13 protein-coding genes are annotated in these 13,680 nt (G+C 37.9%); 7 read left to right on the top strand and 6 right to left on the bottom strand.

From position 1 onward, the window contains the following. Nucleotides 1-328 precede the first annotated feature (328 nt). Nucleotides 329-1,750: a PTS mannitol transporter subunit IIBC gene (locus LT143_RS13565; RefSeq protein ID WP_246943747.1), complete on the bottom strand. Its 1,422-nt coding sequence runs from the start codon at nt 1,748-1,750 to the stop codon at nt 329-331. Nucleotides 1,751-1,956: 206 nt separating this feature from the next. Here LT143_RS13565 and LT143_RS13560 point away from each other — a divergent pair, with 206 nt between their 5' ends. Beyond that, entirely contained in the window at nt 1,957-2,742 is a 786-nt protein-coding gene (locus LT143_RS13560) for an HAD family hydrolase (RefSeq protein WP_246943746.1), read from the top strand. Nucleotides 2,743-2,964: 222 nt separating this feature from the next. Here the strand turns inward: LT143_RS13560 and LT143_RS13555 are convergent, their stop codons facing one another. From LT143_RS13555 to LT143_RS13545, 3 genes are all read right to left on the bottom strand, one after another. Beyond that, a complete protein-coding gene (locus tag LT143_RS13555; RefSeq protein WP_246943745.1) occupies nt 2,965-4,368 on the bottom strand; it encodes an MATE family efflux transporter in 1,404 nt (467 codons plus the stop codon). A gap of 207 nt (nt 4,369-4,575) precedes the next feature. Beyond that, nucleotides 4,576-4,725, bottom strand: coding sequence for a hypothetical protein (locus LT143_RS13550; RefSeq protein WP_246943774.1), 150 nt, complete (start codon nt 4,723-4,725; stop codon nt 4,576-4,578). Nucleotides 4,726-5,108: 383 nt separating this feature from the next. Continuing rightward, entirely contained in the window at nt 5,109-6,158 is a 1,050-nt protein-coding gene (locus LT143_RS13545; protein WP_246943744.1) for an NAD(P)/FAD-dependent oxidoreductase, read from the bottom strand. Nucleotides 6,159-6,303: 145 nt separating this feature from the next. Between LT143_RS13545 and LT143_RS13540 the strand changes: the two genes are divergently transcribed. The 6 genes from LT143_RS13540 to LT143_RS13515 all read left to right on the top strand — a co-directional run bounded on the left by LT143_RS13540 (nt 6,304) and on the right by LT143_RS13515 (nt 11,802). Further along, on the top strand, nt 6,304-7,146 hold the full coding sequence (locus LT143_RS13540; RefSeq protein WP_246943743.1) for an ABC transporter ATP-binding protein: 843 nt from the start codon (nt 6,304-6,306) through the stop codon (nt 7,144-7,146). Then, on the top strand, nt 7,100-8,032 hold the full coding sequence (locus tag LT143_RS13535; RefSeq protein WP_246943742.1) for an iron-hydroxamate ABC transporter substrate-binding protein: 933 nt from the start codon (nt 7,100-7,102) through the stop codon (nt 8,030-8,032). Before LT143_RS13540 ends, LT143_RS13535 begins: the two co-directional genes overlap by 47 nt. Nucleotides 8,033-8,167: 135 nt before the next feature. Beyond that, nucleotides 8,168-9,163 (top strand): FecCD family ABC transporter permease, encoded by a 996-nt coding sequence (locus LT143_RS13530; RefSeq protein ID WP_246943741.1) that lies wholly within the window; start codon nt 8,168-8,170, stop codon nt 9,161-9,163. Continuing rightward, complete coding sequence (locus LT143_RS13525; RefSeq protein ID WP_246943740.1) at nt 9,160-10,170, top strand: FecCD family ABC transporter permease; 1,011 nt, start codon at nt 9,160-9,162, stop codon at nt 10,168-10,170. The genes LT143_RS13530 and LT143_RS13525 overlap by 4 nt, the downstream gene beginning before the upstream one ends. Before the next feature lie 113 nt (nt 10,171-10,283). Next, entirely contained in the window at nt 10,284-11,054 is a 771-nt protein-coding gene (locus tag LT143_RS13520; RefSeq protein ID WP_246943739.1) for a GNAT family N-acetyltransferase, read from the top strand. Nucleotides 11,055-11,139: 85 nt separating this feature from the next. After that, nucleotides 11,140-11,802 carry a hypothetical protein gene (locus tag LT143_RS13515; RefSeq protein ID WP_246943738.1) on the top strand — a complete coding sequence of 221 codons (663 nt, stop codon included), beginning with the start codon at nt 11,140-11,142 and terminating at the stop codon, nt 11,800-11,802. A 230-nt stretch (nt 11,803-12,032) separates the two neighbouring features. Here LT143_RS13515 and LT143_RS13510 read toward each other — a convergent pair whose 3' ends face one another. Beyond that, nucleotides 12,033-12,968 (bottom strand): MBL fold metallo-hydrolase, encoded by a 936-nt coding sequence (locus tag LT143_RS13510; RefSeq protein WP_246943737.1) that lies wholly within the window; start codon nt 12,966-12,968, stop codon nt 12,033-12,035. A gap of 120 nt (nt 12,969-13,088) precedes the next feature. Continuing rightward, nucleotides 13,089-13,631, bottom strand: a complete 543-nt coding sequence (locus tag LT143_RS13505) for a hypothetical protein (protein WP_246943736.1) — start codon at nt 13,629-13,631, stop codon at nt 13,089-13,091. Nucleotides 13,632-13,680 lie beyond the last annotated feature (49 nt).

The raw sequence follows: 13,680 nt of genomic DNA, 5'->3' as shown, positions 1-13,680 counted from the left end.
ACTTTAAAAGCATACCCTTTTTAATACGTAGAACCTAAGTGATCATAGTTAAAAAAGAGCAACTCTCTCTATTTAAAACCCTGGACACTCTACTACCGAGTAAAAATCCGGCTTTTGGTATTTTTATGGAAGTAACAATCTATACAAAAACAGCCTACTTATAAGAACTTTACACTTGTTGTCAAAATAAATTTGAACACATCCCTCCATTTAATCATATTGGTTTTATTTCTAATTCTCAAGGAAGAGAAGTTTCAACTTCGTCATTACACTTGTTGCCAAAATTAAAAAGATTGACCCGGAATTACGAGTCAATCTCTTAGATGTTTTATTGAAGCTGATCAATTAGCTCATCATATTTAGGACTGTTCAAGAAGTTTTCAACTGAAATATGATGGGCAGTTGGTAATTTCTCTTTTGCACGTGGCGTTAAATCTTTATGAGTGAAGACCACATCTGCATCACTTGGTATATTGCTGATCGATGTGTTTGTAATATCTACGTTTAATCCAGCTTTCTTCGCTTTGTTTCGTAAAATGGATGCACCCATAGCACTTGAACCCATACCTGCATCACATGCAAAGATGATTTTGTTAACATTTTTAGGATCAAATTCTTTTGCATTCGCTTCAAAGCTTCCAGCTACAGAACTCTTCTTCCCTTTCATTTCTTGCATTTTTGCTGCTGCACCTGCGATGTCTTCCTCTTCACCTTTTTTACTTGTTTTTAAGATTAAAGATGCGACGATGAACGAAACCGCTGCTGCAATTAGAACTCCCGCTAATACACCAATATGTCCTCCACCTTTAGGCGTCATGGCAAGTAGTGCAAAAATACTTCCTGGAGATGGTGGAGCAACTAATCCTACATTAAATAATGTAAATGTAAACACACCGCTAATTCCACCCGCGATCGCTGCAAGAATTAATAATGGTCTCATTAAGATGTATGGGAAATAAATTTCATGAATACCACCGAAGAAATGGATAATAGCTGCTCCCGGTGAAGTCTGTCTAGCTGTACCTTTTCCAAAGACCATAAATGCTAGTAAGATACCAAGACCCGGTCCTGGGTTTGTCTCGAGTAAAAACAGAATAGATTTTCCTGCTTCTGCAGCTTCCTTTGCACCTAACGGACTTAAAATTCCATGATTGATCGCGTTGTTTAAGAATAATACCTTTGCCGGCTCAATAAAGATATTGGCAAGTGGTAATAACCCCGCATTAACAATTGCTTCAACTCCCGCTGCAAGAATATTATTTAATCCTTCAACAACAGGACCAATTGTGTAAAACGCAATAATGGTTAGAATACCTGCTAAAATACCTGCTGAGAAGTTATTAACAAGCATTTCAAATCCTTGTCTCACACGTGGTTGAATGACTTGGTCAAATTTTTTGATTAAGTAACCTCCAAGTGGTCCCATAATCATTGCACCTAGGAACATCGGGATGGATGAACCAACAATTACACCCATTGTTGCCGTAGCTCCAACAACTCCTCCACGTACATCATAGATCATCTTACCACCTGTATAACCAATTAATAATGGTAATAGGTACGTAATCATTGGACCTACAAGCTTAGCAAGCTCTTCATTGGGAGCCCAGCCTGTTGGGATAAATAAAGCAGTAATAATCCCCCACGCAATAAATGCTCCTATATTTGGCATGATCATACCACTTAAATGACTACCAAAGCGCTGTATCTTCACACGAACATCAGGCTTTTGTCCTTCGTTTGTTGACATATTTATTCTCCTTTCAACTATGCTAGTAGTTGTTATTATTTATCGTGTTTACACTTATTATGATAAGCCCGTTATAAAGCGTTTTCAATTTAAAGAAAAGCGGCTTTTGTCACAAGTATTGTTGTCATCATTTAAAAGGGATATGTATCATTGGTGCTCTTCGTTCTGATAAAATGACATTATCCTACATAGAAAGGTGTAGTTATATGTCTGCATACAAGGTAGTTTTTTTAGATATCGATGGAACGATTTTGAGACCAGATCACACCATTCAAGACTCAACTAAAACAGCCATTAAGAGGTTACAAAAACAGGGTATTATTGTGTTTTTAGCCACTGGGCGTCCTTTACATGAAATAAAAGAGCTTGGTGAAGAGCTAAATATCACGTCGTTCATTGCTTATAACGGAGCTTACGCCATTTTTGAGGGAGAAGAGATTTTTAAAGAAACGATGCCAAGTAAGGATGTTACCCGTTTCTTAGAAATCGCTCAATTAGAAAATCATCAATTGGTGTTCTATACACATGAAAAGAATGTGTTTAGCTCGAGAGAACCTGAAATTGTTCAGCGATTTATTGATACCTTTCATCTTAAACAAAATGCGATATATAGCCCTGCCATTAATCAAGAAGTGTTAGGTATTACGATTATGACAGATCAAGAATTGGCTTCTCGTCACTATCAAGAATTCAAAGAAATACATTTTACAACAGTTAACGTGAAAGGTCTAACGAACTGTTTAGATGTGATTCGTGACCATGTTAATAAAGGAGTCGCTGTAAAAGCTGTCTTAGACCGATTAGGCTTATCACCGGAAAGTGCCATCGCGTTTGGTGATGGAATGAATGACAAGGAAATGCTCATGACTGTTGGGGAAGGATTCGCCATGGGGAATGGTCATCCCGACTTGTTTCAGTACGCGAATCGGAAAACAACCGATGTGGAGGACAATGGGATCTATAATGGATTAGCATTGTTGGGGTTAATGTAGAGGGATATTGCCTTTAGTGTACTCTGTTGTCTATCTGAATAGCTCATTATTTTGGGGAACATAGTGGATATGCGTGAAATTTTAAATATATGCGGAAAACTTACGATTTATGCGGAATTTCTGATTTATATGCTGAAATCTTTAAATATATGCGGAAAATCCAGATTATATGCGTATTGAGAGCAAAGAAAAAGAGATGCCTTCAAGCATCTCTTCCCACCTTTAAGCATCTGCACCAACCAAGTTAGCCCTCTGCCCCTCCAGCTTCTCTTGTTCCTCTGAAACTAGTATTTTCTTTTCCCATGCTCGACTTTTCCACCTGAAGTACATGATAATGCCACGTAGCCACTCATCAAGAATAAAGGCAACCCATACTCCAGCAAGGCCGTATCCAAGCTTTATTCCTAGTAAATACGAGACGGGCACACTTATTCCCCACATCGAGATAAACGCCATTAATACTGGAAAACGTGCATCCCCAGTAGCACGAAGAGAGTTGATTACCACTAAATTAAACGTTCTACCAGGTTCGAGTATTAAACTTAACAGTAACAAAAATCCACCGACCTTAATAATCTCTTCATTATCAGTGAAAATGGACATAAGTGGCTCTCTGAAGATGGCTACTATGATTGCAATAAGGATGGTGATAATAATACTTGATTTTAAGCTTTTTAGTAATTGTTGATAAGCTCCATCAAAGTCCCTTGCTCCCACTTTGTGACCAATCAATATCTGCGTTCCCTGCCCCATTGCTAAGCCAAATAACAAGATAAACGACATGATATTAAAAGCGTATACTCTTGTTGTTAGCATTTCAGCACCGAGGATGGCAATAATCGCAGTTATCGCCATCTGGCTCGTATTATAGACGGCTTGTTCTCCCGCTGCTGGTATACCAATATTTAAAATCTTTTTAATTTGCTTTATATCAAAATTTAAGTAGTCTTTCCACTGAATATGAATCGGTAAAAGCTTATACATCAGTACAAAAATTAGTAGTAACGCCACTGCTCTACTTAAGGCAGTTGAAATCGCTACTCCTTGAACTCCCATCTCTGGTACACCTAGTAAGCCATAAATAAAAATGGCATTACCAACTACATGAATAATGTTCATGATTATAGAGATAAACATGGATTCTTTTGTATATCCGTTTGCTCGTAAAATGGAAGAAATGGTTAGTAATAAGGATTGTGTGAATAACGTTCCTCCAACGATTAGTAAATATTGATTCGCGTAATCGTAAATTTGATTCGTCAACTCGAAAAGGTTGAGGAACTGGCCTCTAAATAATACAACCGCAACACTTATAATGATTCCAAATATAAGGTTTAGTGTAATAGAAATGGCGGATACATTCTTTGCTTCAATCGGAAGCTTCGCACCTAGATACTGCGAAACCAATACGGCAGTTCCTGTCGCAACAAAACCAAATAACAGGATCGTAAAGAAAATTAACTGGTTCGCAACACCTACAGCTGCCACTGCATCATCTGAAATATGAGAAAGCATAAATGTGTCTGTACTTCCCATCAGCATGTGAAGAAATAATTCGATGAAGATAGGCCAAGTCAATGCAAACAAAGTTAGTGGTTTTGTTAAACTCTTTTTATTTTTATTCATGATGTCCACCTTTTCCCATTAGAAATCCGAGGTATTTACCCTCGGATGTTGACTTAACTATTTATTGATAAACCCTACATTATAACGGTTAACCTTCATTATAGTGACATTAGCTTTATTCTACAATGCCTTATTTTTGTGTTTTAGGTATCGGAATTTTGTTAGTATCTTCCAGAGAAAATATGGAGCTACTCTTTAAGTAAACTCTTAATTCTCTGCAAGCTTTGGTTGTTTTGTATCTATTAATGAATCCTCTGCTGGCGTTGCTCTTTTTATGAAAAAGGCCATTACTAATGCGACTGCTGCAATAAAGACGGTTACGAAGAACGCATCATTTATTCCTTCTAGTGTTGCCACATAAACCTGCCGGATCAGTACAAAGAACAGTTGGGTGCCATTGAGGAATTGGTGCGGGAGTGTGTAGCTAATTAAAGGCAAGGTAGTGATCTATCTTGCCTTTTGGTTTGTTATATAGGATTGGCGAAACACGTTTTGTGCAATTATCTCGAATTACTGTGCAATTATCTCGAGTTACTGTGCAATTATCTCGAGTTACTGTGCAATTCCTTGGAGTTACTGTGCAATTCCCTCGAGTTACTGTGCAATTCCCCTATTATGTCCTGCTTAAGACGTTTCAAAACTTACTCTTCTACGTTATGAATGTGTTCTTTTACATCTAATCCGGCATTTTCTTTATAAAATAAGAAAAAAGTCAGCAACATTATGCTGACTTAGTCAATTTATCTTACTAGCTGCTTCACTAGCTCACGATTTCTCTTTTTAAAGACCTCATTATGAGATGATACCATTCCTACTGATGTCGCATCTGGCTGAATAAAGAGCTTGGCCTTGTTCACTGCGTTAGCGGCGTCTTGGAATGCACCGGCAATGAGATTTAATTTGCCATCATGTTTTAAAATATCTCCTACTGCATAAAGCCCTGGCACGGAGGTCTCACTTGTTGAGTTACCTGCTAAGTAGTAGTCATCGATTAATGTAAAGTCTAGCTCACTATTCTTTAGTAATGAGGCATCTTGTTCAAAACCGTGATTAATTAGAATTTCGTCGACCGCTAGCTCACTGGTTTCGCTTGTTTCAAGGTTGGTTAGTTCGACTCTATGAATCTCTTCTTGATTTTCAGAAGCAATGAGTTTCGTTATAGAAGTGTTGAACATACACTCTGCTGAACTGTTTAGCAGTTGAGTCACTTGGGCTTCATGCCCCGTTAATTGTGGCTTACGATGAACCACATATACCTTCTTGGCGATAGGCTCTAACTCATTAGCCCAATCTACAGCAGAATTTCCACCACCAGATACCACCACTACCTTATCTTTGAAATATTTCAATGTTTTCACTGTATAGTGAAGGTTTGACACTTCATATCTTTCAGCACCTTCGATATGAAGCTTTTGTGGTTTTAAGATTCCGCTTCCAACAGCAACTATAACCGTTTTGGAGTAGTGTCTTGCACCGGATGCTGCTTTTAATATAAATAGACCCTTCTCATCTTTAGAGATGGATGTAATTCTTTCATTTAGTACAACTGTTGGGTTGAAGGTTAGTCCTTGCTCTACTAATTGATCGATTAATTTGGCACCTGGTGTAGGTGTTAGCCCCCCTACATCCCAGATCATCTTCTCAGGGTAGATATGAATCTTCCCACCTAAGAATGGTTGAAATTCAATTATTTTTGTTTTCATTTCACGAAGTCCGCTATAAAAGGAAGAATATAAACCTGCTGGTCCTCCTCCAATAATTGTCACATCAAAGGTTTCGATCTGCTCCAAAATAATCACTCCATTTTGTGATATGATATATATATTGTTTAAATCTTATTGACAATGAATCTCATTATTACTATATTTATATTGTAACTTATATTGATAATGATTATCAATATTGTTTACATCTATAAAATTGGAGGCTCAGGTTATGGTTCGCCTTTACACAAAGGACTTAAATATCGGCTATGAAGATCGACTAATTGTCCAAAATCTTTCAATTGAGATACCGGATAAAAAGGTTACAACCATTATCGGTTCTAACGGCTGTGGAAAATCGACACTATTAAAAGCAATGACCCGTATCATTCCTCATCAGGCAGGATCCGTCATTCTAGATGGTGAGAGTATCTCAAAGGAAAATACGAAGATATTGGCTAAGAAAATGGCCATTCTCCCTCAAAATCCAGAAAGTGCAAGTGGATTAACCGTTGGTGAAGTCGTATCGTATGGACGTTTCCCTTATCAAAAAGGATTCGGCCGACTAACAAAAAGAGATATTGAAGTAATTGATTGGGCCCTTGAGGTTACCGGGACGTCCTTTTTCAAATACCATCCTATTGATGCTCTCTCCGGTGGACAGCGCCAACGTGTTTGGATTGCGATGGCTCTAGCACAAGAAACAGAAATGATTTTCCTTGATGAGCCTACTACCTACTTGGACATGGCCCACCAGTTGGAAATTTTAGAACTTCTTCAAAAGCTAAATGAAGAACAAGAACGTACCATTGTTATGGTATTGCATGACTTAAACCAGGCAGCACGCTTTGCAGATTTTATTATTGCCATGAAATTTGGGCAAATTGTGAAAGCAGGGACTCCTGAAGACGTCATCACCAATGAAGTGTTAAGAGAAGTTTTTCAAATCGATGCTCAAATCGGTAAGGATCCAAGAACCAATAAACCGATGTGTATCACATACAACCTATTAAAAGGAGAAGAAAAAAATGAAAAAATACCTACTACCATTCCTACTACTGTTGCTAGTATTTAGTCTTGCAGCTTGCGGAGCAGCAAAAGAGGAAACAACTGAAAACGAAACAGAAACGGCTAATGAAACGACAGAAGCTGCTGGCACCATTACATATGAATCAGAAAATGGGCCTGTTGAAGTACCTGCTGATCCACAACGCGTTGTTGTACTTTCTACTTTTGCTGGAAGTGTATTAGCACTTGAAACACCGATTGTTGGTGTTGATTCATGGTCTAAAATGAATCCACGTTATGACCTTGAGGGCGTTGAAGAAGTAGCTGAAGACAACTTAGAGAAAATTATTGAGTTAGAGCCAGATTTAATTATCGGATTATCTTCTACAAAGAACATTGATAAATTACAAGAAATTGCACCAGTTGTGACATTCACTTATGGTAAATTAGATTACCTTACACAACACTTAGAAATTGCGAAGTTACTAAATAAGGAAGAAGAAGGTCAAGCTTGGATCAACGACTTCCAAAAGCGTGCACAAGAAGCTGGTACAGAAATCAAAGCTAAGATTGGTGAAGATGCTACGGTAACAGTTGTTGAAAACTTCAACAAAGAATTATACGTATTCGGTGATAACTGGGCACGTGGTACAGAAATTTTATATCAAGAAATGAAATTAAACATGCCTGAAAAAGTGAAAGAAACAGCTTTAGAGCCTGGATTCTACTCATTATCACTAGAAGTTCTACCTGAATTCGTTGGGGACTACTTAATTGTGAGTAAAGCCGAAGAAACAGAATCTTCTTTCATGGAATCAGAAACTTATAAGAACATTCCTGCTGTTAAAGAAGGACGTACATTTGTCGCTAACGCGAAGGAATTTTATTTCAATGACCCAATTACACTAGAATACCAATTAGAGTTCTTTATTGAATCGTTTCTTGGTGAGTAATATTAAGTAAGAGGAATTCTTTCATGAATTCCTCTTCTCTTTTTATAGTAGTTTTCTGGTTCGGAACAGCCTTTTTGAAAGAAAATAGTTATACTATACATAGTTCTTCAATTTTTTAGGAAGAGATGAGGTTTTATGAAAACATACCCATTTTTGTTGAAACTAGTGATTAGTCTACTAGGTTTCATCGCTGTCTTTTTTATTTCATTAGTTTTCGGTGCTGCCGAGACAAGTGTCAAGGAAGTATGGCTTGCTTTAACATCTAATGTGAAAACAGACACATTAATCATGATTCGTGAAATTCGACTACCTCGAGAAATTGCGGCTATATTTGTGGGCGCTGGCTTAGCCGTAGCAGGTGCGATTATGCAAGGTATTACGAGAAATCCGCTTGCAGATCCTAGTCTACTTGGCTTAACAGCTGGAGCAAATGCAGCCCTAGCTTTAACCATTGCACTTATTCCAACAGCCAATTATTTTGCCATTATGATTGCCTGCTTTATTGGAGCGGCGGTTGGTACCATCATGGTCGTGAGTATCGGCTCTGCCAAGAAGGGCGGTTTCTCACCATTTCGAATTGTGTTAGCTGGTGCGGCAGTTTCTGCCTTTTTATATGCCATTGCGGAAGGTATTGGACTTTATTTTAAAATAACAAAAGAAGTGTCCATGTGGAGTGCAGGAGGAATTATTGGTACAACGTGGGAGCAGCTGCAAGTGATTGTACCGTTTATCGCCGTTGGTATTATTATTTCCTTCTTTTTATCCCGACAATTAACGATTCTTAGTTTAGATGAAGAACTTGCAATTGGGCTTGGCCAAAAAATTACACAAATTAAGTTTCTATTGTTTGTCATTGTGATTATGTTAGCTGGTGCCTCGGTAGCATTAGTTGGAAATCTTGCCTTTATCGGCTTAATGATTCCACATATTGTACGTGCCGTAGTTGGAACGGACTACCGATTTGTTCTTCCCATGTCAGCTGTGTTCGGAGCAACTTTTATGTTATTCGCTGACACACTGGGTCGGAATATAAACGCACCATTCGAAACACCAGTACCTGCAATCGTCGCGTTAATGGGGCTTCCTTTCTTCCTGTTTATTGTTCATAAAGGAGGGAAAGCATTCACATGATTCATCCTAACATCCTAAAAAAACAGCGTTTGCTACTCATCGTTTTTTTCTTATTAATTCTCGCAACTATCGTCGTAAGTATGGGACTCGGTTACGCCTCTCTTTCCTATGATCGACTCATTCCTACTTTGCTCGGACAAGGCTCCTTTAAAGAAGAATTTGTACTATTTTCTGTAAGATTGCCTAGAATCTTTATTACTCTCCTTGCAGGAATGGCACTAGCAGTATCAGGCTCTATTTTACAAGGAATTACGAGAAATGATCTAGCTGACCCAGGGATCATAGGGATTAATTCAGGTGCTGGGGTCGCGATTGCCGTTTTCTTTTTGTACTTTCCTATTGATGCGGGCTCCTTTGTCTACCTGCTTCCTGCTGTAGCATTTATCGGAGCCCTCATTACGGCTTGTCTCATTTATTTATTTTCATACAATCGAAAGGTTGGTCTTCAACCTGTTAGGCTAATTCTAATCGGTGTTGGATTTTCTATGGCTCTATCTGGAATGATGGTTGTCCTCATCTCTTCTTCGGAACGAGAAAAAGTAGACTTTATTGCCAAATGGTTAGCAGGTAGTATTTGGGGGACGGATTGGCCATTTATAGTGGCAATCCTTCCATGGTTAATTGTCTTAATTCCATTCACACTGTACAAAGCGACGAAATTAAATTTATTAAATTTAAGTCAATCTACGTCTATTGGACTGGGTGTACCTATTGAAAGAGAAAGGCTCATCCTTCTGTTAACAGCAGTTGCTTTAGCTGCAGCCGCAGTTTCCGTGACTGGAGGCATTGCCTTTATCGGATTAATGGCACCACATATCGCAAAAGCGTTAGTTGGACCTAGACACCAGCTCTTCTTGCCGATTGCCGTCTTAATCGGTGGGTTTCTCTTATTACTGGCTGATACAATAGGAAGAAACCTTGCTGAACCAGAGGGAATTGCCGCTGGAATTATGACCGCTTTAATCGGAGCACCTTATTTTATTTACTTGTTATTGAAACAGAAGTAATCGTTTGGTAAGCCTAAATCTAAAGATTTAGGCCTTTTTTAGCTTGCCTGGAAATAAAGGTAAATTTTACACAGATGTGGAATATTATAAGCATTAAAGTTGGAGGTATTGCCATGAATAAACAACAATTACTCAGTATATATACAAAAGAACAGAGAATCGAAGCAAAACATCCTGGTTGGCAAAGAATTGTAACAGAATTTACAGTACGTAATGTTTCTACCCTTGGTGAAAAAGGCTTCGTGATTTATTCCGAACTAAATGAGAAAAATGTTCATAGCGTCATTGATCAAGAAATCGAATACTTCAAAAGTATTTCTCAGCCATTTGAATGGAAGTACTTCGACTATGATCAACCCTCTAATTTGAAGGAACTATTAAGTGAAAAAGGATTTACGATTGATGAACCGGAGGCATTATTGGTATTAGATATCATGTCTAAAGAAGATCTATTGGGCATGAAGATTGGCCCAGAAATTGTCAGAGTAACAGATGACAAAGGGATAGATGAACTTGTAAAACTGGAGGATCAAATTTGGAATGTTTCTCATGCTGAGCTAGGTGAAAGACTGAAACGCGACTTAAAAAATGATCCAAATCACGTATTCATCTATGCTGTAATCATCGATGGCAAAGTAGTAAGTGGCGCTTGGATGTATTTACATAAAGGAACTTCCTTTGGAAGTCTTTGGGGTGGGTCCACCCTTCCTGACTATCGTGGCCGAGGAATTTACACTTCCTTAATTGCCATTCGTGCCCAGGATGCAAAAGAAAAAGGCTTTTCTCTACTAACTGTAGATGCTAGTCCGATGAGTGCCCCTATTCTTCAAAAACGTGGATTTGAATTATTGGCATACTCTTATCCTTGCAACTCACCAGATTGAAAATCTCGTAGAGTAAGTATTTAAGGCCCTTATTATCTCAATTGTAAATTAGTTATTAAAAAGCCACTAAGTCGGAGAGTACTTAGTGGTTTTAGTTTGTCTGTTTTTATTAAAAATAGGACTATTTCTTGCGACTTTGATTGGCTTACTTGCAACTTTATTAATTTACTTGCTAGTTGGCGTTTTTTTCTTGCGATTAGCATTTTTACTTGCAACTCTTCGTGACTTACTTGCGACTTTTTTAATTTACTTGCAAGTCGGACTCTTTTTCTTGCGTTTAGCATCTTTACTTGCAACTCTACGTGACTTACTTGCGACTTTTTTAATTAACTTGCAAGTCGGCGTCTTTTTCTTGCGATTAGCATTTTTACTTGCAACTCTTCGTGACTTACTTGCGACTTTTTTAATTTACTTGCAAGTCGGACTCTTTTTCTTGCGTTTAGCATTTTTACTTGCAACTCTACGTGACTTACTTGCAACTTTTTTAATTTACTTGCTAGTCGGACTCTTTTTCTTGCGTTTAGCATTTTTACTTGCAACTCTTCGTGACTTACTTGCAACTCTTTTAATTTACTTGCAAGTCGGACTCTTTTTCTTGCGATTAGCATTTTTACTTGCAACTCTTCGTGACTTACTTGCGACTTTTTTAATTTACTTGCAAGTCGGACTCTTTTTCTTGCGTTTAGCATTTTTACTTGCAACTTTATGTGACTTACTTGCGACTTTTTCGATTTACTTGCCAGTTTAACTCTTTTTCTTGCGTTTGGCATTTTTATTTACAACTTTATGTGACTTACTTGCGACTTTTTCGATTTACTTGCCAGTTTGACTCTTTTTCTTGCGTTTGGCATTTTTATTTACAACTTTATGTGACTTACTTGCGACTTTTTCGATTTACTTGCAAGTTTGACTCTTTTTCTTGCGTTTAGTTTGCTAGCTGCAACCCTTACTCACCAGAGTATTTTGTGAGCAAATTAATTACTTTAGCTTTGAAACGTAATCAAGTAATCCCATCGAGCAAACTTGGAGATCTAAATTAATCATGTTTCGTGCTTCCTCTGACACTGGCGTTTCAAGCTGTTCCATTACCTGTTTATGTAGGGCTTCTATCAATTTAGGCAGTAGGGCATTTTGGTCCCCTGTTGATGAAACTACTTCTTTTGTCGTTTCAATAAAAATAGGAATCCAGTATTCTAGCTGTTTCCATACCTCCTCCACTTGATGGGTCATTCCAAAATGACCGAAATAAATATATGTGGGCTTTATGTCTCTTATTCGTTTGGCAGATTGAAGCATCATTTCCGGATCAAATTGATTAGGTGAAGTAGACGGAAGGAAAAATGGACGATGTAGAACCACCTCATAACTGACACCAACCGTATCACCCGTGTAACAACCATTTGTAGTTGAGTCATGAATTGTAAAATGATGATTCGCATGTCCTGGTGTATGTAAAAAAGTTAACGTACAATCATCACTGAGTTTAAGTGTATCTCCATCATTCATAACTTGTACTCTATTTTCAGGAATCGGTAAAATGGGATCAAATAACTGATTAAATGAATCACCATAAACCTGCTTTGCCCCTTGAATTAATCTTGATGGATCAACAAGATGTCTAGCCCCTTTCGGATGGACGATGACAGTCGCATTCGGACAATGTTGAAGCAACAGCCCGACGCCACCAGCGTGGTCTAAATGGATATGAGTAACTATTACATAATCAATTTCACTGGGATTGACTTGTAATTCCTTCAATCCGTCCAATAGATAAGGAATGGAAGGACTAGCACTTGTATCAATAATGGCTTTTTTCGTTTCATTCAGAAAATAAGTCCCCGTTCGGTTCGGTATTCCTAAGTCATACACGTCGATTACATAACGATTCAAATGAAGAGTTTCAAACTTACTCATAAAGGACACCTCCAACATCTTTCTCTACTCTTTTTTAAGCTACGCTACTATTTTCCATAAAAGAAGCCGTTATCCTTCTGAAACGCAGCAAAATTATTAAGACAGCAAGAAGGCCTTTATTCACCCAACATCCCCTGGCTTCTGTTTACGAAACCCTGTCATAATCAAGCAAGTAGCAAAGGCAACCGTTGTGACAATGATTCCAAAAAATAAACCAATTGCTGCCATAAACGTATCGTCGCCTGGAAAAAGAGGTTCAAGAGTTACTAGCTCATAGACGAAGTAACAGGCTAATACTGCATAAAAACTGCTACCAACAGTCCCCATTTTTAAACGATCTCTCTTCTTGCCACTCCATGCCTGGTTCACTATTGACCAAAAATAAATACTCAGGATGACTGCCCCAAACATAATTGGTATATGGATAAATGGAATCATTAGTCGCGTTGTTATACCGAATAAAATAAGTCCAGTTAAACCGAATAGAAGGGCATTCAGAAGAAAGATAAAAATACCTGAAAACCAATGATTTTGAAACCACATCATTCTCTTTAATCTAGTTACCATTGGATTGTTTTTACCTAGTAACTCGATGATTGGATTTCGAATAATGATAAAAACTAAAATACCTATGACACTTATTAATAATAAAATGATCGACATATACTCCCCTCCCACAAACTCAAATTTTTATTTGTAAAACCTCAAACTG

It is taken from the genome of Bacillus pinisoli, from assembly GCF_023036475.1.
Classification (GTDB): Bacteria; Bacillota; Bacilli; order Bacillales; family SA4; genus Bacillus_BS; species Bacillus_BS pinisoli.
Note: the sequence above shows the minus strand (reverse complement) of the source record. Positions and strands in the feature narration are given on the sequence as shown.